The sequence below is a fragment of the Streptomyces sp. NPDC058864 genome (assembly GCF_042742985.1).
Lineage (GTDB): Bacteria > Actinomycetota > Actinomycetes > Streptomycetales > Streptomycetaceae > Actinacidiphila.
Genome location: NZ_JBHYMQ010000086.1, coordinates 13,661 through 32,132, shown reverse-complemented (window position 1 = coordinate 32,132; position 18,472 = coordinate 13,661). Strand labels below are relative to the sequence as shown.

General features: G+C 70.2%; 17 protein-coding genes and 1 riboswitch. Of the genes, 4 read left to right on the top strand and 13 right to left on the bottom strand.

What is annotated here, in order from left to right:
• Window positions 1–409 precede the first annotated feature (409 nt).
• Both ACFW3D_RS37400 and ACFW3D_RS37395 read right to left on the bottom strand, forming a co-directional pair.
• Window positions 410–1,819, bottom strand: a complete 1,410-nt coding sequence (locus ACFW3D_RS37400; RefSeq protein ID WP_500512290.1) for an NYN domain-containing protein — start codon at window positions 1,817–1,819, stop codon at window positions 410–412.
• Between the two features lie 89 nt (window positions 1,820–1,908).
• Window positions 1,909–2,160, bottom strand: a complete 252-nt coding sequence (locus ACFW3D_RS37395; RefSeq protein WP_500512288.1) for a hypothetical protein — start codon at window positions 2,158–2,160, stop codon at window positions 1,909–1,911.
• A 115-nt stretch (window positions 2,161–2,275) separates the two neighbouring features.
• Between ACFW3D_RS37395 and ACFW3D_RS37390 the strand changes: the two genes are divergently transcribed.
• Both ACFW3D_RS37390 and ACFW3D_RS37385 read left to right on the top strand, forming a co-directional pair.
• Window positions 2,276–3,055 carry a rhomboid family intramembrane serine protease gene (locus tag ACFW3D_RS37390; RefSeq protein WP_500512286.1) on the top strand — a complete coding sequence of 260 codons (780 nt, stop codon included), beginning with the start codon at window positions 2,276–2,278 and terminating at the stop codon, window positions 3,053–3,055.
• Window positions 3,052–3,333 (top strand): Lrp/AsnC family transcriptional regulator, encoded by a 282-nt coding sequence (locus tag ACFW3D_RS37385; RefSeq protein WP_018557042.1) that lies wholly within the window; start codon window positions 3,052–3,054, stop codon window positions 3,331–3,333. The genes ACFW3D_RS37390 and ACFW3D_RS37385 overlap by 4 nt, the downstream gene beginning before the upstream one ends.
• On the opposite strand, the gene ACFW3D_RS37380 is transcribed toward ACFW3D_RS37385, so the two are convergent.
• The 6 genes from ACFW3D_RS37380 to ctaE all read right to left on the bottom strand — a co-directional run bounded on the left by ACFW3D_RS37380 (window position 3,330) and on the right by ctaE (window position 10,501).
• The gene (locus ACFW3D_RS37380; protein WP_500512284.1) at window positions 3,330–4,721 is read right to left on the bottom strand and encodes an aminotransferase class V-fold PLP-dependent enzyme; all 1,392 of its coding nucleotides are present in this window, start codon (window positions 4,719–4,721) and stop codon (window positions 3,330–3,332) included. The genes ACFW3D_RS37385 and ACFW3D_RS37380 overlap by 4 nt on opposite strands.
• Window positions 4,722–4,872: 151 nt before the next feature.
• Window positions 4,873–4,989: riboswitch (SAM riboswitch) on the bottom strand.
• Between the two features lie 127 nt (window positions 4,990–5,116).
• Window positions 5,117–6,181 (bottom strand): anthranilate phosphoribosyltransferase, encoded by a 1,065-nt coding sequence (gene trpD / locus ACFW3D_RS37375; RefSeq protein ID WP_500512282.1) that lies wholly within the window; start codon window positions 6,179–6,181, stop codon window positions 5,117–5,119.
• Window positions 6,182–6,307: 126 nt separating this feature from the next.
• On the bottom strand, window positions 6,308–7,945 hold the full coding sequence (gene qcrB / locus ACFW3D_RS37370) for a cytochrome bc1 complex cytochrome b subunit (protein ID WP_500512280.1): 1,638 nt from the start codon (window positions 7,943–7,945) through the stop codon (window positions 6,308–6,310).
• On the bottom strand, window positions 7,942–8,982 hold the full coding sequence (gene qcrA, locus ACFW3D_RS37365) for a cytochrome bc1 complex Rieske iron-sulfur subunit (protein ID WP_500512278.1): 1,041 nt from the start codon (window positions 8,980–8,982) through the stop codon (window positions 7,942–7,944). The genes qcrB and qcrA overlap by 4 nt, the downstream gene beginning before the upstream one ends.
• Before the next feature lie 8 nt (window positions 8,983–8,990).
• Complete coding sequence (gene qcrC / locus ACFW3D_RS37360; protein ID WP_500512276.1) at window positions 8,991–9,800, bottom strand: cytochrome bc1 complex diheme cytochrome c subunit; 810 nt, start codon at window positions 9,798–9,800, stop codon at window positions 8,991–8,993.
• A gap of 80 nt (window positions 9,801–9,880) precedes the next feature.
• Complete coding sequence (ctaE, locus tag ACFW3D_RS37355) at window positions 9,881–10,501, bottom strand: aa3-type cytochrome oxidase subunit III (protein WP_319163544.1); 621 nt, start codon at window positions 10,499–10,501, stop codon at window positions 9,881–9,883.
• Between the two features lie 169 nt (window positions 10,502–10,670).
• Between ctaE and ACFW3D_RS37350 the strand changes: the two genes are divergently transcribed.
• Window positions 10,671–11,072 carry a hypothetical protein gene (locus tag ACFW3D_RS37350; protein ID WP_354803225.1) on the top strand — a complete coding sequence of 134 codons (402 nt, stop codon included), beginning with the start codon at window positions 10,671–10,673 and terminating at the stop codon, window positions 11,070–11,072.
• A gap of 2 nt (window positions 11,073–11,074) precedes the next feature.
• On the opposite strand, the gene ACFW3D_RS37345 is transcribed toward ACFW3D_RS37350, so the two are convergent.
• The 4 genes from ACFW3D_RS37345 to ctaC all read right to left on the bottom strand — a co-directional run bounded on the left by ACFW3D_RS37345 (window position 11,075) and on the right by ctaC (window position 15,560).
• Window positions 11,075–12,340, bottom strand: coding sequence for a L,D-transpeptidase (locus ACFW3D_RS37345; RefSeq protein WP_500512274.1), 1,266 nt, complete (start codon window positions 12,338–12,340; stop codon window positions 11,075–11,077).
• A gap of 120 nt (window positions 12,341–12,460) precedes the next feature.
• Entirely contained in the window at window positions 12,461–12,859 is a 399-nt protein-coding gene (locus ACFW3D_RS37340) for a cytochrome c oxidase subunit 4 (protein ID WP_500512272.1), read from the bottom strand.
• Entirely contained in the window at window positions 12,856–14,598 is a 1,743-nt protein-coding gene (gene ctaD, locus ACFW3D_RS37335; protein ID WP_500512270.1) for an aa3-type cytochrome oxidase subunit I, read from the bottom strand. The genes ACFW3D_RS37340 and ctaD overlap by 4 nt, the downstream gene beginning before the upstream one ends.
• Window positions 14,595–15,560: an aa3-type cytochrome oxidase subunit II gene (gene ctaC, locus ACFW3D_RS37330; protein ID WP_500512268.1), complete on the bottom strand. Its 966-nt coding sequence runs from the start codon at window positions 15,558–15,560 to the stop codon at window positions 14,595–14,597. Before ctaC ends, ctaD begins: the two co-directional genes overlap by 4 nt.
• A 268-nt stretch (window positions 15,561–15,828) precedes the next feature.
• Between ctaC and ACFW3D_RS37325 the strand changes: the two genes are divergently transcribed.
• Entirely contained in the window at window positions 15,829–17,250 is a 1,422-nt protein-coding gene (locus tag ACFW3D_RS37325) for a cysteine desulfurase/sulfurtransferase TusA family protein (protein WP_500512266.1), read from the top strand.
• A 133-nt stretch (window positions 17,251–17,383) separates the two neighbouring features.
• Here the strand turns inward: ACFW3D_RS37325 and ACFW3D_RS37320 are convergent, their stop codons facing one another.
• Complete coding sequence (locus ACFW3D_RS37320; RefSeq protein ID WP_500512264.1) at window positions 17,384–18,358, bottom strand: carbohydrate kinase family protein; 975 nt, start codon at window positions 18,356–18,358, stop codon at window positions 17,384–17,386.
• Window positions 18,359–18,472: the final 114 nt, after the last annotated feature.

The following is an 18,472-nucleotide window of genomic DNA, read 5'->3' as shown; positions in this document are numbered from 1 at the left end:
CCTGCGCGGAAAGGGCGACGGCTGCGGCGGCGGTCGCGGTGAGCACGGTGACACGTGTGCGACTGGCCTGCTTGGGACGACGGTGGGACGCCACTCGGGCGAGCTCCTTCTTCCTCCAGCCGCCTGCCGCATGCATCGGGAACTGCGTTCCCCGGCCCTGAGTGTCGGCGTCCCCCGTCGTACGCACGGCACTTCAGATCGGCGGGACCTCCACCGCCATCCGGGCTGGATGATCGACTGGGCAGAGGTTCGAGGCACGACCCTAGTGACCATCTTGTGATCGGATCAAATCCCTGAAGAAAAAAAGTCGCTCGGCTGCGTTTTCTTTACATACATCGCACGTGCAGTGATGACGAGTTGACGCTGAGTCCACGAAAAGCGCCCCACCCGCCCCACGGTGTGCTCCAGGTCACACCCGGGCAAGTCGCTTCAGCAGCAGGGTGGATGCGACCGGGCGGGCGCCGGCACGGGCCACACCGTCAGCAACTTCGCGATCGGAAGAAACCACCACAATCGGACGACCGGGAGGTTCCGCCCGAACCAGACGTCGGATCAACTCGTCCGCCGTCTCACCGGCCTTGCTGAACAGCACCCGCACGCCGCGCGGCGGTGCGAGCAGCACCGGGGCGTCCAGATCGGCGCCGTCGAAGACGCAGGTGACCTCGGAGCCGCTCTGCGCCGCCAGCACCGCCAGCCCGCCCAGCAGCCGCAGCCGCTGCTTCTCCAACGGCAGCGCCGGATAACCGGTCTTGGTGACGTTGTAGCCGTCGACCACCAGATGGGACTGGGGCAGCGCCAGCAGCTGGTCCAGCAGTGCCGGGTCGTCCTCGGACAGGGCGCGCCGCGCGATGTCCTTCGGACTGATCGCCCCCGGCGTCACCGCCTCGACGGTGTCCGCGGGCCGGGCGCCCAGGGTGTCGCGCGGCGGCAGCGCCAGCTCCCGGCGCAGTCCCGAGGCGGCGTCGAGCACGGTGTCCAGCAGCAGCCGCAGGCGCATGTCCTCGGTGCTGCGGCCCTCCCGGGCCGCCCGGCGGGAGGCCTCGACGGCCTGCTCGGCCTCGGCGAGCCGGGCCCGCAGCCGTCGTGCCTCGCCGTCCGCCGACGCCTTCTCCGCGGCCGCGGCCGCACGCGTCTCGTCCAGTTCGTGCTCGACCTTGCGCAGCGCGGCCTCGGCCCGCTTCACGTCGCTCGCCGCGCTCCGCAGCTTGCGCTGCAGCGACTCGGCCTCCTTGCGGGCCGCGTCCAGTTCGGTGCGGACCCGCACGGCCTCGGTACGGGCCAGCGTCCGGACCTCGTCCAGTTCCGCCTTCAGCTGCCGCAGCTCGCGCTGCGCCTCCTCGCCCGCCCGTTCGGCGCTGACCCGCTGCGCCTCCTCGCCCGCCGCGGCCACCAGCTTGGCCCAGCCGGCGGGACGCAGCAGGTAGGCGGCGGCCGCCACGTCCAGCGGGTCGACCGCGGGGGGCGGAGTGCCGGCGTCCAGCGCCTCGCACAGCTCCGGCTCGGACTCGCGCAGCCGGGCGCCCACGCGCTGCCGGAAGGACGGGTCGCCCTCCAGGGCCGTGGCCAGCGCGGTCGCGGCGAACTTGGCGCGGCGGCTCGGGGTGAACCGGGCGTACGGCCGCAGGACGGCGGGCAGCTCGGCCGGGGTCAGCCCGCCGAACGCCTCGGCCGCCAGGGCGACCACGCGGTGCCGGACTCCCTCGGGCAGCGGACGGTCCAGCGACTCGCCGTGGACGGACTCCTCCGGCGCAGCCGAAGCCGCAGCCTCGGGCACGGCCGCTTCGTCGCCGCGGCCCGGGTTACCGCCGGTCCCGTCCACCCGTCACTCCCGTCCAGTCCGTGGGCGCCTCCCCGGCCTCCTTCAAGCTCTCTGGCCGCGCCGCATTCTTCTATTGTCCCCGGCGGCGCTCAGGCCTGCGCCGCCGCCGCCGCGTCGGGGCGGTCGACCAGCTCGACCTGGTCCACGGCGTTGCACCAGCGGCAGCGCACCGACTCCACGGTCTCGCTGACCACCTCGCGCTCCTCGACCGAGGGCTCCCCCGCCAGGTCCAGGTGGACGTACTCGACGACCTTGCTGGAACGGGTGACGTCGAACCGGGTCAGATTGCCGCACAGGGTGCAACGCCAACGGGTCGTGGCGGTCGGCAGGGGCACCGGCATCGGTCGTCTCCTCGGTCGCGCGGAATGCGTTCCGGTCACCCTACGGCCTCGGTGGTACCGCGCGCTGCGGCGAGGCGCCCGGCGACCGTTACACCCGTTCCGTCATGATCGGTCCATGGTCATCCCGGTGTACGACAAGAACCCCGTCCACCGCACACCCGTGGTGACGTACGCCCTGATCGGGTTGTGCGCGTTGCTCTTCCTCGTCAGCCCGTCCTCAGGGCTCAACCTCGTGTACGGCATGGGCCACGATCAGGTGTGCTCCCAGGCGTCGTACTTCGCCCGCTGGGGTGTCATCCCGGCCGAACTCTGGCACGGCCGGATCCCCCTGGCGCAGGTGCCGATGCCGGACGGCTGCCCGCCGCTGCGGTCCTTCGCCGTCCCGCCCTTCGTGTCGGTGCTCACCGCGCTGTTCGTCCACGGCGGTTGGTTCCACCTGCTCGGCAACATGCTCTTCCTCTGGGTCTTCGGCGACAACGTCGAGAACCGCATGGGCCGCTTCCGCTTCCTGTTCTTCTACATCGCCTCGGGCTACCTGGCGACGTACGGCTACGCGCTCGGGCACTCCTCCTCCACCCAGACCCTGGTCGGTGCGTCCGGGGCGATCTCCGGGGTGCTCGGCGCGTACCTCTACCTCTACCCCAAGGCCCGGGTGACCAGCGTCTTCCCCTTCCTCTTCTTCCTGCCGCTGCGCTTCCCGGCCTGGATGGTGCTGATCTTCTGGTTCGTGCTGCAGTGGCTCGCCGGCGAGATCCAGCAGACGGGTCCCGGGGTGGCCTACCTGGCCCACATCACCGGCTTCGTCTTCGGCTTCCTGTGCGCGTGGGTGTGCTACCGCGCAACGCCTAAGCTTGAGCCCGCAGCAAGGGCGACCCAAGGAGACCCGCAACCGTGATCACCGCGATCGTGCTCATCAAGACCAGCGTCGACCGTATCCCCGAGATCGCGGAGTCCATCGCCGCGCTCGACAGCGTCAGCGAGGTCTACTCCGTCACGGGAACGTACGACCTGGTCGCCATGGTGCGGGTGGCCCGGCACGACGAGCTCGCGGACGTCATCCCGGGCCGGATCAGCAAGATCCCCGGCGTCGAGGCCACGGACACGCACGTGGCGTTCCGCACCTACTCCCAGCACGACCTCGAGACGGCCTTCGCCATCGGCCTGGACGCCTAGCCCTGGGCCGGGGACTGGGCCAGGGCCTGGTCCCGGTCCGGCACGCAGCGGCCGTCCTCGGTGCGGTAACGCCACTTGGCGCCCTCCGTCACGAGCTCGCGCACCGCGTCGACGAAGCGTTCCACGTGCTCGTCCGGGGTGCCCGCGCCGAAGGAGACCCGGATGGCGTTGAGCGAAGGTTCGCCCGGGGCGGCCTCGGGGGCCCCGCACTCGCCCGGCTCCCGGTCGGTGCCGCCGAGCAGGGTGCGCACCAGGGGGTGCGCGCAGAAGAGGCCGTCGCGCACGCCGATCCCGTACTCGGCGGAGAGCGCCGCAGCGAAGTGCGAGCTGTTCCAGCCCTCGACGACGAAGGAGATGACGCCGACCCGGGGGGCGTCGTCGCCGAACAGCGAGAGCACCTTCACCTCGGGCACCTGCGCCAGTCCGGCCCGCACCCGGGCCACCAGCGCCTGCTCCCGCTCGACCAGCCCGTCGAAGCCGGCCTCCGTCAGCGCCCGGCAGGCCGAGGCGATCGCGTAGGCGCCGATGACGTTGGGCGAGCCGGCCTCGTGCCGGGCGGCCGTGGTGTGCCAGTCGACGTCCACCCCGCCGTCCGCTCGCCGGGCCACCCGCCGGGAGGCGCCGCCGCCGGCCAGGTAGGGCTCGGCCGCGCGCAGCCAGTCGGCGCGGCCTGCGAGCACTCCAGAGCCGAACGGCGCGTACAGCTTGTGCCCGGAGAAGGCCACCCAGTCCACGTCGAGTTCCGCGATGTCCACCGGGTGGTGCGGGGCGAGCTGCGCCGCGTCCAGCACGATGCGGGCGCCGTGCGCGTGGGCCGCCGCGGCCAGCTCCCGCACCGGCCACAGCTCGCCGGTGACGTTGGACGCCCCGGTCACGCAGACCAGCGCCGGTCCGTCCGCCGCCCGGGCGGCCAGCGCCCGCTCCAGCGCCGCCACCGCCTCGTCCGGGGTGCGGGGGGCGCCGAGGTAGGTGACGTCGGCGTCCCGCCACGGCAGCAGGGACGCGTGGTGCTCGGTCTCGAAGACGAACACGCTCGTACCGGCCGGCACCGCGGCGGCCAGCAGGTTCAGCGAGTCGGTGGTCGACCGGGTGAAGATCACCTGGTCGCCGGGGCGACAGCCGAGGAACTCCGCGACCGTGGCCCGGCTCTGCTCGAACAGGTCCGTCGACAGCTGCGAGAGGTAGCCGGCCCCCCGGTGGACACTGCCGTAGTAGGGCGCGTAGGCGGCGACGTCGTCCCAGACCCGCTGCAGCGCGGGCGCGCTGGCCGCGTAGTCGAGGGCGGCGTAACCCACCTCGCCCCCGGTCACGAGCGGCACGAGGACCTCGCGTCCGAGGACGGGCAGCGGGGCGTGGACGGACGAGGGCAGGGCAGGGCGCGGCGACATGGCGAAGTCTCCTGGGAGCAGGCGGGAGTGAAGGTACGTCAGTGATGACGGGAAAGCCCTCGGCACGACGGGCGGACGCCCGGGGAGGGTGGGAAGACGGCTGAGGGCCCCGAGGCCCTAGCGCATTCGCTTGCTCATGGAGGAACTCCTCTGACCGCGCTTGCCGCAGACCTCGCTGCCTGCGGCCTGGTCATCACCCGGGGCACCCCGCCACGGAAGGAGGGTTGCCGGACAGCGGGCCGGGGCCGTTTCGCTGTCACTCGTGACCTGCGCAGCATCATGCCACACGGGCGCGGCGCCGCAAGCCGCGGTCCGCATCCCGGACGGTCCGCCCCGCGGCGGACGGCACGGAGGGCCGGGGCAACTGCCCCGGCCCTCCGCGGTGTTCCCGGTGACTACGCGTGCGTTGCCGCGGCCCACCGCTCGAGCGTGCGCGCGGCCGCCCCCGAGTCGATCGACTCGGCCGCCCGGGCGATCCCGGCCGCGAGCCGGTCGGTCAGCGGACCGCCCGCGCCCTCCAGCGCCACCAGCGCGGCCGCCGAGTTGAGCAGCACCGCGTCACGGACCGGGCCGGTCTCGCCGGCCAGCAGCCGCCGGGCCACGTCGGCGTTGTACGCGGCGTCCGCGCCCCGCAGCGCCTCGATCGGCACCAGTTCGATGCCGACGTCGCGCGGGTCGAAGGACTCCTGCTCGACCTTCCCGTCACGCACCACCCACACCTGCGAGGTGGCGGTGACGGTGAGCTCGTCCAGCCCGTCGTCGCCGCGGAACACCAGCGCGGAGGAGCCGCGGCGGGCCAGCACACCGGCGATCAGACCGGCCATCCGGGTGTCGAAGCACCCCACGGCGGAGGCCCCCACCCGGGCCGGGTTGGTCAGCGGGCCGAGGATGTTGAACGAGGTGGGGATGCCCAGGTCGCGGCGGGCCGGGGCGGCGAACCGCATCGCGGGGTGGAACTTCGCCGCGAAGCAGAAGGTGATCCCGGTGTCCTCGGCGACCTTCGCCACGCGGTCGGCGGGCAGGTCCAGGTTGATGCCCAGCTTCTCCAGGACGTCGGAGGCGCCGCTGGCGCTGCTGGCCGCGCGGTTGCCGTGCTTGACGACCTTGGCGCCCGCGCCGGCGATGACGATGGCGGACATCGTGGAGATGTTCACCGTCCTGGCGCGGTCGCCGCCCGTGCCGACGATGTCCACGGCGGGACCCGGGACGTGCAGCGGCGTCGCGTGCGCGTACATCGACTCGACGAGGCCGGTGACCTCCTCGACGGTCTCCCCCTTGGCGCGCAGGGCCACCATGAAACCGGCGACCTGGGCGTCCGAGGCCTCCCCGCTCATGATCCGGTCCATCGCCCACGCCGTTTCCGCGGCCGTCAGGTCCTTGCCGTTCAGCAGCGCGCCCAGGACGTCGGGCCAGGAGCCGCCCGCCACTGATGCGCCTCCGGCGGGGTTCACAACGCTCATGGTCCACTCCATGGGGTCTGACGTGCGGCGGGAAACCTTCGGCTCCAGCCTATCGGCGCGGGGGAACGGGAAAGGGCCCCGTCCATCGGATGGACGGGGCCCTGCCCGGTGGCACAGCTTCAGTGATCAGTGGTGACCGTGGCCGCTCGTGATCTCCTCGTACTCCTCGACCGTGGGCTTGTCGATCTGCGTTCCCTCGCCGTAGTAGCCGCGGGACAGCTTCGCGCGCAGCTTCGCCGTGGGGCCGACCTTCTTCTCCACGCCGTTCTCGTCGACCTCGGGGCCGATGTCGAGCGGCTTGGGCTGCTCGTGCTGGGTGAGCTTGAACAGCGCGCCCTGCTCCAGCGGCTCGTGGATCTCGATGAACTCACCGTGCGGGAGCCGCTTGATGATGCCGGTCTCGCGACCGTGCAGCACCTTGTCCCGGTCGCGCCGCTGCAGACCCAGGCAGATCCGCTTGGTGACGAAGAAGACCAGCACCGGCAGCACGAAGAACGAGATCCGGACCACCCAGGTGATCGCGTTGATCGACAGATGGAAGCGGGTCGCGAAGAGGTCGTTGCCGCCGCCGACGAGCAGGATCAGGTAGAGGCTGATCCAGGCGGCGCCGATGCCCGTGCGGACGGGGCGGTTGCGCGGGCGGTCGAGCAGGTGGTGCTCGCGCTTGTCACCGGTGACCCAGGATTCCAGGAACGGGTAGACACCCATGAAGCCCAGGACCAGCGGGAAGATCACCAGCGGGATGAACACGCCCAGGACGAGCGTGTGGCCCCAGAGGTTGATCTCCCAGCCCGGCATGATGCGGATCAGGCCCTCGGAGAAGCCCATGTACCAGTCGGGCTGGGCGTCGGTCGACACCTGGTCCGGCCGGTAGGGACCGTAGGCCCACACCGGGTTCACGGAGACCAGCGCGGACATGGCCGCGATGACACCGAAGACCACGAAGAAGAAGCCGCCCGCCTTGGCCGTGTAGACCGGGAAGAACGGCATGCCGACGACGTTCTTCTCCGTCTTGCCGGGGCCGGCCCACTGCGTGTGCTTGTGGTAGAAGACCAGGATCAGGTGGGCCACCAGCAGGCCCGCCATGATGCCCGGGATCAGCAGCACGTGGATCGTGTAGAACCGCGGCACGATGTCGGTGCCGGGGAACTCACCGCCGAAGAGGAAGAACGAGAGGTACGTGCCGACGATCGGCACGGACAGCACGGCGCCTTCCATGAAGCGGATGCCGGTGCCCGACAGCAGGTCGTCCGGCAGCGAGTAGCCCATGAAGCCGTCGAACATGCCGAGGAAGAGCAGCAAGAAGCCGAAGACCCAGTTGATCTCGCGCGGCTTGCGGAACGCACCGGTGAAGAAGATGCGCATCATGTGCACGAGCATCGCGGCCACGAAGACGATGGCCGCCCAGTGGTGGATCTGCCGGACCAGCAGACCGCCGCGCACGTCGAAACTGATGTGCAGGGTCGACGCGTACGCCTCGGACATCGTGATGCCCTGCAGCGGCGCGTAGGAGCCGTCGTAGACGACCTCGTTCATCGCCGGGTGGAAGAACAGCGTCAGGTAGACGCCGGTCAGGATGACGATGATGAAGCTGTAGAGGGAGATCTCGCCCAGCATGAAGGACCAGTGGTCCGGGAAGATCTTCCGCAGATTGGCCTTGCTCAGGCTGTAGATGCCCAGCCGGCCGTCGGCCCAGTCGGCGACACGTTCGCCGGCGGGCGCCTTTCCGCGCGGCTTCGCGCTCGCGCTCGTGTTGGTGCTCATCCACGCTCCCAAAAGGCCGGGCCCACGGGCTCATCGAAGTCGCCCAGTGCCTCGAGGTAACCCTCGCCGTTCACGCTGATGTGCAGCTGCGGCAGGGCGTGACCGGCGGGGCCGAAGATCACCCGGGCACCGTCGGACAGGTCGAACGTCGACTGGTGGCAGGGGCAGAGCACGTGGTGCGTCTGCTGCTCGTAGAGGCTGATCGGGCAGCCGACGTGGGTGCAGATCTTGGAGAACGCCAGGATGCCCTGGTGCGCCCACTCGCGGGACTTCTTGTCCTTGATGTCGTCCGGCTGGATGCGGACGATCATCAGGGCCGCCTTGGCGAGCTGCTCCTGGTAGTCGTGCTGCTCCTCCTCCAGGCCCTCGGGCACGGCGAAGGTCAGCGAGCCGACGGCAACGTCCTCGGGACGCAGCGGCTTGTTGGTGTTCTGGTTGATCAGCAGCCTGCCCTTGGACCACAGCGTGTGGCGGAGCTTGTCCTCCGGCAGCGGGCCGAGGTCGCGCAGCAGGAACACACCGGAGAGCGGCACCAGGGTCAGCGCGCCGAGCATGGTGTTGCGGATCAGCTTGCGGCGGCCGATCTGGCTCTCGACGGCGCCGGTGGCGAAGTCGGCCTTGACCTGGGCGCTGACCTCGGGGCTCGCCGCGATCGCGTGGCGGTCGCCGGCGATCTCGACGTCCGACATCAGCGTGCGGGCCCAGTGGACCGCGCCGGCGCCGATGGCGAAGAGCGAGACGCCGAGGGTCATACCCAGCGCGAAGTTCAGCGCGCTGATGTGGCCCAGCGGCCAGATGTAGACGATCTTGTCGATCGGGATGGCCACGAAGCTGGCGATGAAGCCCAGCGTGGCGAGCATCGACACGGTGAACAGGAAGGCCACCGTGCGCTCGGAGGACTTCGCGGCCTTCTCGTCGATGTCCTGGCGGCGCGGCAGGTGGGCCGGGAGACCCGGGTCCGCGAACGGGTTCTCCGCGGTCGCGACCTGGCCGCCGCCCTCGTGTGCCGGCCTGTCCGGCAGGTTCTCTTCTGACATGTCCTGACTCATGACTTCTTCGCCTTGGTGGTGTGGGCCGCGAGCCAAATGGCGCAGGCGATCAGGGCGCCGAGGCCGAAGATCCAGCCGAAGAGACCCTCGGTGACCGGGCCGAGGCTGCCCAGCGACATGCCACCGGGGCTCGGCGCGCCCTCGCCGTTGACAGCGTCGAGGTACGCGATGATCTCCCGCTTGTTCTCCTCCGGCATCGTCGTGTCGGGGAAGGACGGCATGTTCTGCGGGCCGGTCAGCATGGCCTCGTACAGGTGCTTGTTGCTGACGCCCTCGAGCGTCGGCGCGTACTTGCCGTGTGTCAGCGCACCGCCCTTGCCCTGGTAGTTGTGGCACTGGGCGCAGTTGGTGCGGAACAGCTCCCCGCCGCGCGCGGCGTCGGCGCCGGCCGGGTCGTACTGCTCCTCGGTGGGCGTGACCGGGCCGGGGCCCAGCGAGGCGATGTACGCCGCGATCTGGTCGATCTGCTTCTGGTCGTAGATGACCTTCTTGCGCGGCACCTGGGCGCCGGGCTGCTGGGCCGGCATGCGACCGGTGCCGACCTGGAAGTCCACGGCCGCGGAGCCGACGCCGACGAGGCTGGGGCCGTCACTGCCGCCCTGCCCGGACGTACCGTGGCAGCTGGAGCAGCCGACGGTGTACAGCTTCTTGCCCTCTTCGATGGCGAGGGACTGCGAGCTGTCGTCCGCCTGCGCCTTGGGCGCCGGCGCGAGCGCGGCGTACAGCCCCCCGATGGCCGTGAGCGCGACAAGTAGGACGACGAGCGCCGCCAGCGGGTGGCGCCGTCGTGCGGAGAGCTTTTTCACGGATTACCCCGGTGTCAGGATCTCTTGCGTCGATGGTTCTGGATGTCGTGACCGTGTGCGCAACCGGCGCGGGGGTCCGACTACTTGATCAGGTAGATCGTGGCGAAGAGGCCGATCCAGACGACATCGACGAAGTGCCAGTAGTAGGACACGACGATGGCCGCGGTGGCCTGCTCGTGGGTGAACCGCCGTGCCGCGTAGGTCCGTCCCAGGACCAGCAGGAAGGCGATGAGACCACCCGTCACGTGCAGACCGTGGAATCCGGTGGTCAGGTAGAACACCGAACCGTACGGGTCGGAGGAGAGCGAGAGGCCGTCCTCCTTGACCAGGTTGGTGTACTCGAAGATCTGACCGCCGATGAAGATCGCGCCCATGATGAACGTCACGATGAACCACGCGCGCAGCTTCTTCACATCGCCGCGCTCGGCGGCGAAGACACCCATCTGGCAGGTGAACGAGGAGAGCACGAGGATCGTGGTGTTCGTCGCCGAGAACGGGATGTCCAGGACGTCGGCGTGCGCCTTCCAGTACTCGGCACCCGTGACCGAGCGAAGGGTGAAGTACATCGCGAAGAGGGCCGCGAAGAACATCAGCTCGGAACTCAGCCAGATGATGGTTCCGACGCTGGTGAGGTTCGGCCGGTTGACCGACGGGTGCGCGTGCCCGGTTTCTACTGCTGTTGCTGTCGCCACGACCGACATTATGTCGGTCGCTTATCTCGCGCTCACTCCGGGGGGTGCCATTCGGTGTGTCAAGGCCCTTGAGGTAGGGAAAGGCGTCGCCCGAAGGAGCTAACCCTCCTCGAAGCGCCGTGCTCGGGAGTAAGGTTCGGCCACAGGCAGGCGACTCCACGAAGGCGAGGAGGCACGGATGCAGACGACCGCGACGGTGCTGGTCTACAGCGACGACAGGAACACCCGGGAACAGGTCCGTCTGGCCGTCGGCCGCCGCCCTGCGAGCGATCTGCCGCCGGTCGAGTACCTGGAGTGCGCGACCCTCCCGGCGGTCCTCAGCGCGCTGGAGAGCGGCGGCATCGACGCGTGCGTGTTCGACGGCGAGGCCGTCCCGGCCGGCGGCATGGGAGTGTGCCGCCAGGTGAAGGACGAGATCTTCCGCTGCCCGCCGGTGCTGGTGCTCATCGGGCGCCCCCAGGACGCCTGGCTGGCCAGCTGGAGCCGGGCCGACGCGGCGGTGAGCCACCCGGTCGACCCGGTCGCGCTGAACGAGGCCCTGGCGGGGCTGCTGAGGCAGCGGCTGGCCGTCGACGCCTAGCGTCACATCTCGGGCTGCAGGCGGGCCCCAGGGGCGTCGGTACGGTCGGCCACGGCCGGGTCGGCGCCCTTGCGCGTTCCCGCCGCGCTGCCCTTGCGCCACTCGCTCCAGGACAGGTTCCAGTCGCCGAAGCCGTTGCCGAAGGCGGGCATCTCGTCGCCCAGGCTGTGGACGACCGAGACGAGGTCGCCGACCCGGACGTTGTCGAAGAACCAGTGGGCGTTCTCGGTGCTCATGCCGACGCAGCCGTGGCTGACGTTGGCGATCCCCTGCGAGCCCACCGACCACGGCGCCGCGTGCACGTACTCCCCGCTCCAGGTGACCCGGGTGGCCCACTGGACGGGCAGGTCGTAGGAGTCGGAGCTGCCCGAGGCGATGCCTACGGTCTCGCTGCGCATCCGTACGTTGGCCTCCTGACCCAGCACCACCTTGATGCCGTTGCGGGTGGAGAACCCGGGCTTGCCGGTGGTCACCGGGATGGTGCGGACGAGCTTGCCGTTGCGCTTGAAGGTCATGGTGTGCGTGGCCGCGTCGGTGACGGCCTCGATGCGGTCGCCGGTGCGCAGGGTCAGCGGCTTGACGTCGCCACCGTAGAGCGAGCCCTTGATGTGCACGTCGTCCAGGGTGCTACGGACGTCGATGCGGGCGTGCGCGGGCCAATAGGTCTTGGGACGGTAGTGCAGGGTCTTGTCGTCGACCCAGTACCAGGCGCCCTCGTCGGCCGCCGGTGAGGCGTTGACGTGCAGGTTGCGCTCGACCACGCTCCGGCCGAGGGTGTCCTTGACGGCGGCGCTGAGCTCGGCGGTGATGGGCTGTCCGACACCGTAGGTGCCGCTCTCCGGGCCGAAGGTGACCTTCAGGTGCCGTTTGGTACCGGTGGTGTCGACGGAGAGCGTCTTGCGTCCCTGGCGGCCCTTGCCGTCCTCTGTGGTCACCTTGACGACGTAGTGCGCCGCGGCGGAGAGCTTCGAGGTGCTGCGCCAGCTCTTGCCGTCCGCGGACAGGCGGCCGCTCACGTAGCGTCCCGAACCGTCGGAGGCCGTCACGTCGGTGATGCGGTTGCCTTCACCCTTGACGGTGATTTCCAGCGGCTTCTTGGGGTCGGCCTTCTTCGACCCGGCGACTCCACCGGTCCACACGACCTGGCCGGCGGCGTCGTAGGGGGTGCTGGCGAGGGGATCGCCGCCGCCCGAACAGGAGGCCAGCGGCGCGGAGAGTGTCACTGCAGCGATCGCGGTCGCCATGCGGCGCGGAGAAAAGTGACCCATGGTCACCACGCTAAGCAGAGACGATCTCCGGCGCCCGTCGAGCGCGTGCGAACGGGCGACGGCCCGGACCCCCTGCCGGGGATCCGGGCCGTCGCCGTGCGGTGCGTGGGCGCGGAGCGCTCACTGGGTGCGGTTCTCACCCCGGTAGTACTCGAAGACCCAGCCCCACAGGCCGACGAGGATGAAGGGCGAGGCGAAGTAGATCAGCCACCAGCCGAAGATGATGCCCAGGAAGGCCAGGGCGCCACCGAAGGCCAGCAGGAGCGGCTGCCAGCTGTGCGGGCTGAAGAAGCCCAGCTCGCCGGAGTCGTCCGCGACGTCCGCGTCCTCGCGGTCCTGGGCGCCGGTGTCGGCGCGCCGGGCGGTGAAGGCCAGGTAGAAACCGACCATCACGGCGAGGCCGAAGGAGAGGAAGAGCGCCGTCGTGCCGACCGGCTCCTTGGACCACAGACCGTAGACGACGGCCATGCCCAGGAAGAAGACGGACAGCCACAGGAACAGCTTGCCCTGGAACTTCACTTGCCGCTCTCCTTCTCATCGCCGCCGGAGACGGCCGGAGCCGCGCCGACGTTCTCCAGCTGGTCCAGAGCGGCCATCTCCGGGTGGTGGAGGTCGAAGGCCGGGGATTCGGAGCGGATGCGCGGCAGCGTGAGGAAGTTGTGCCGCGGCGGCGGGCAGGAGGTCGCCCACTCGAGCGAACGGCCGTAGCCCCACGGGTCGTCCACCTCGACCGGCTTGCCGTACTTCGCGGTCTTCCACACGTTGTAGATGAACGGCAGCATCGACAGGCCCAGCAGGAAGGAGCTGATCGTCGAGATGGTGTTCAGCGTGGTGAAGCCGTCCGCCGCCAGGTAGTCCGCGTAGCGGCGGGGCATGCCCTCGGCGCCCAGCCAGTGCTGGACGAGGAAGGTGCCGTGGAAGCCGATGAACAGCGTCCAGAAGGTGATCTTGCCCAGTCGCTCGTCGAGCATCTTGCCGGTGAACTTCGGCCACCAGAAGTGGAAGCCGGAGAACATCGCGAAGACGACCGTTCCGAAGACGACGTAGTGGAAGTGCGCCACCACGAAGTAGGAGTCGGAGACGTGGAAGTCCAGCGGCGGAGAGGCCAGGATGACACCGGTCAGACCACCGAAGGTGAAGGTGATCAGGAAGCCGATCGCCCAGAGCATCGGTGTCTCGAAGCTCAGTGAGCCCTTCCACATGGTGCCGATCCAGTTGAAGAACTTCACACCGGTCGGTACCGCGATCAGGAAGGTCATGAAGGAGAAGAACGGCAGCAGCACACCACCGGTGACGTACATGTGGTGGGCCCACACCGTCGCCGAGAGGCCGGCGATGGAGATCGTCGCCGCGATGAGGCTGACGTAGCCGAACATCGGCTTCCGGGAGAAGACCGGGATGACCTCACTGATGATGCCGAAGAACGGCAGCGCGATGATGTACACCTCTGGGTGCCCGAAGAACCAGAAGAGGTGTTGCCAGAGCAATGCGCCGCCGTTGGCGGCGTCGAACACGTGCGCCCCGAACTTGCGGTCGGCCTCCAGGGCCAGCAGCGCGGCGGCCAGCACCGGGAAGGCGAAGAGCACCAGCACACCGGTGAGCAGCACGTTCCAGACGAAGATCGGCATCCGGAACATCGTCATGCCGGGGGCGCGCATGCAGATGATCGTGGTGATGAAGTTGACCGAGCCGAGGATCGTGCCGAAGCCGGAGAACGCCAGACCCATGATCCACAGGTCGCTGCCGATGCCCGGCGAGCGGACCGCGTCGGTCAGCGGGGAGTAGGCGAACCAGCCGAAGTCGGCCGCGCCGTTCGGGGTGAGGAAGCCGGCGACGGCGATCAGCGAGCCGAACAGGTAGAGCCAGTAGGCGAACATGTTCAGCCGCGGGAACGCGACGTCGGGCGCGCCGATCTGCAGCGGCATGATCCAGTTCGCGAAACCGGCGAAGAGCGGGGTCGCGAACATCAGCAGCATCACGGTGCCGTGCATCGTGAAGAGCTGGTTGAACTGCTCGTTGGACACCACCTGGGTGCCCGGGCGGGCGAGTTCGGCGCGCATGACGAGCGCCATCACGCCACCGATGAGGAAGAAGAAGAACGACGTCGCCAGGTAGAGCGTGCCGATCGTCTTGTGGTCGGTGGTGGTCAGCCACTTGACGATGGCGATGCCGGGCTGCTTGGTGCGGACCGGCAGCTCGTCCGCGTACGCGTCGTCGTGCGCGGCGGCCGCACCGTGGGGTTCGTTGAGAATGCTCACTGGGTCTTGGTCTCCGCGTTCTTGGCGTTGCCGGTGGTGGCAATGCCTGCCGGGACGTAACCGGTCTGGCCCTTCTTCGCCAGGTCCTGGAGGTGCTGCTTGTAGGCCTCCGGGGAGACGACCTTGACGTTGAAGAGCATCCGGGAGTGGTCCACGCCGCACAGCTCGGCGCACTTGCCCACGAAGGTGCCCTCCTTGTTGGGGGTCACCTGGAAGACGTTGGTGTGGCCGGGGATGACGTCCATCTTCATCAGGAAGGGAACCACCCAGAAGGAGTGGATGACGTCACGCGAGGTGAGGACGAACCTGACCGACTCGCCCTTGGGGAGCCACAGGGTCGGGCCCGGGTTGCCGGTGTCCTGGTCCTTGGAGGCGGGCGTACCGAAGTCGTAGACGCCGTCGGCGCCCGCGGGCGCGTCCAGCTTCTTCGCCGAGATCGAGGAGAGCTCCGCGGGCACCGTGCCGGCCTTCGGCGTCGACGGGTTGCCGTCCACGTCCTCGACGTAGTTGAAGGCCCAGCTCCACTGGAAGCCGACCACGTTGACGACGTGGTCGGGGCGCGCCGAGGTCTCCAGGAGCTTGGACTCGTCCCGGGCGGTGAAGTAGAAGAGCACCGAGATGATGACCAGCGGGACCGTGGTGAAGAGCGCCTCGATCGGCATGTTGTAGCGGACCTGGGGCGGGATCTCCACCTTGGTGCGGCTGCGCCGGTGGAAGATGATGCTCCAGAGGATCAGTCCCCACACGAGCACGCCGACCGCCAGCGCGGCGGCCCAGGAACCCTGCCAGAGCGACAGGATCCGCGGTGCCTGCTCCGTGACGGGGCTGGGCATGCCGAGGCGGGGGAAGTCCTCGTATGTGCAACCGGTGGCGGTCGCAAGGACCAGGCCCGCGGCCAGCGCCTGCGGCAGAATCCGCCGCATCGGGCGCCGCGACGAGCGGTCGGAGCCGTAGGGACTCACGTAGCGCCTTCCCGAGAGTCTCGCCCACGCGTCCGGATGCCCGGCCTGTGCTGGTCGGTCGCCCTGGCGCGGGCAGTGGTGTGGATGTTTATGCGGACCAAACCCTACTGGACTCGATTTTGGGGCGCGCGGGGAGGGGGGCCAACGCGCCGGGGCGGCCCCCGAAGGGGTGTCGGGCACCGCTCCGCACCTGCGGAGGGCCCCGTTTCGGGGGCTTTTGACTGGTCCCCAGACGCCCGGCGGGACGCCGGGGCGTAGCGTGCACCACGTGCCCTACTTCGACGCCGCGTCCGCCGCACCACTGCATCCCGTCGCCCGGCAGGCCCTCCTCGCCGCGCTCGACGAGGGGTGGGCCGACCCCTCCCGGCTCTACCGCGAGGGACGCCGCGCACGGCTGCTGCTCGACGCCGCCCGGGAGGCCGCCGCCGACGCCGTCGGGTGCCGTCCGGACGAACTCGTTTTCACTCCTTCGGGTACGCGTGCCGTACACGCGGGCGTGGCCGGGGCGCTCGCCGGCCGGCGCCGGGTCGGCCGGCACGTCGTCGTCTCCGCCGTCGAGCACTCCTCCGTGCTGCACGCGGTGGAGGACTCCGCGGACGACGCGGACGTCACGGAGGTGGGCACCGACCGCACGGGTCTGGTCGACGCCGGGACCTTCGGCGCCGCGCTGCGCGAGGACACCGCGCTGGCCTGTCTGCAGTCCGCCAACCACGAGGTCGGCACGGTGCAGCCGGTCGACGAGGTCGCGGAGCTGTGCCGGGCGGCGGGGGTGCCGCTGCTCGTCGACGCCGCCCAGTCACTGGGCTGGGGATTCGTGTCGGGCGGCTGGTCGCTGCTGACGGCGAGCGCCCACAAGTGGGGCGGGCCGTCCGGGGTGGGTCTGCTGGCGGTCCGCAAGGGCACCCGCTTCGCCGCCCAGGGACCCACGGACGAAAGGGAGTCGGGGCGCGCGCCCGGCTTCGAGGACCTCCCCGCGATCGTCGCCGCGGCGGCCTCGCTGCGGGCGGTGCGCGCCGAGGCCTCCGCGGAGGCGGCGCGGCTGTCCGCCCTGGTCGACCGCATCCGGACCGCGGTTCCCGAACTCGTCCCGGACGTCGAGGTGGTGGGCCACCCCGAGCTGCGGCTGCCGAACGTGGTGACCTTCTCCTGCCTCTACGTGGACGGCGAGGCGCTGCTGCACGAACTGGACCGGGAGGGCTTCTCGGTCTCCTCCGGGTCATCGTGCACGTCCAGCACGCTGACGCCGAGCCATGTGCTCAAGGCGATGGGCGTGCTGTCCGAGGGGAACGTGCGGGTCTCCCTGCCGGCGGGGGCCGATGCGGGCGACGTGGACCGCTTCCTCGAGGTCCTGCCGGGGGTGGTGCGGACGGTGCGGGAGCGGCTCGGCGCGCCGACGCCGGTGTCCGGGCCCACGACGGGGGCGGGACGGGCGGCCGGGCCGGAGGCGGACGAGGCGGAGGGCGAACCGGACCTCGTCGTGGACTCCCTCGGCAAGCGGTGTCCGATTCCGGTCATCGAGCTGGCGAAGGTCATCGGGGACGTACCGGTGGGCGGCGTCGTGTCGGTGCTCTCCGACGACGAGGCCGCGCGGCTCGACATCCCGGCGTGGTGCGACATGCGCGAGCAGGAGTACCTCGGTGCGCACACCGCGCCCCGCGGTACCGCGTACTGGGTGCGCCGGGTCTCCTGACGCGGCCGGGGCGCTTCCCCGCGGGACGGGCCGACAGGCGACCGGCGGCGCCGCATGCGCGCGGCGCCGCCGTCGGGTCGGCGTCGGGTCGCGGTCGGGCCGGCAGAACCCCGCCGGACCCCCGCGGAGCGGGTCAGTGCAGGTGGGTGCGGACTTCCTCGGCCGCGTCGTCGCCGTAGGCCTTGGTGAAGCGGTCCATGAAGTGGGCCCGGCGCAGCTGGTACTCCTGCGTGCCGAGGGTCTCGATGACCAGCGTCGCCAGCATGCAGCCGACCTGCGCCGCCCGCTCCGCGTCGACGCCCCAGGCGAGGCCGGAGAGGAAGCCCGCGCGGAAGGCGTCGCCGACACCGGTGGGGTCGACCTTCGCGTCCTCCTCCGGGCAGCCCACGACGATGGGCTCCTCGCCGGCCCGCTCGATGCGGACGCCGCGCGAGCCCAGCGTGGTGACGCGGGTGCCGACCCGGCCGAGGATCTCCTCGTCCGTCCAGCCGGTCTTGGACTCGATCAGGCCCTTCTCGTACTCGTTGGAGAAGAGGTAGGCCGCGCCGTCCAGCAGTATCCGGATCTCGTCGCCGTTCATGCGGGCGATCTGCTGCGAGAAGTCCGCCGCCCACGGGATGCCGCGGGAACGGCACTCCTCGGTGTGGCGGAGCATCGCCTCGGGGTCGTCGGCGCCGATGAGCACGAGGTCGAGGCCGCCGACGCGGGCGGCGACCGAGTGCAGCTCGATGAGGCGGGCCTCGCTCATCGCGCCGGTGTAGAAGGAGCCGATCTGGTTGTGGTCGGCGTCCGTGGTACAGACGAAGCGCGCGGTGTGCAGCACTTCGGAGATGCGGACGGAGGCGGTGTCGACGCCGTGCCGGTCGAGCCAGGCGCGGTACTCGTCGAAGTCGGAGCCGGCGGCACCGACGAGGACGGGCCGGACACCCAGCTGGCCCATCCCGAAACAGATGTTCGCACCGACGCCACCACGGCGTACGTCGAGCGTGTCGACCAGGAACGAGAGGGAGACCGTGTGCAGCTGGTCGGCGACGAGCTGGTCGGCGAATCGGCCGGGGAAGGTCATCAGGTGGTCGGTGGCGATGGAGCCGGTGACTGCGATACGCACGGCTGGGACGCTCCTGCGGAGGCGGGCGGCGGACGGTACCTGTCCACGCTACCGGCTGGACCGGTGGGCGCCGACATGGCGAAACTACCCGATAGTAGGGCTTTCTCCCGTGAC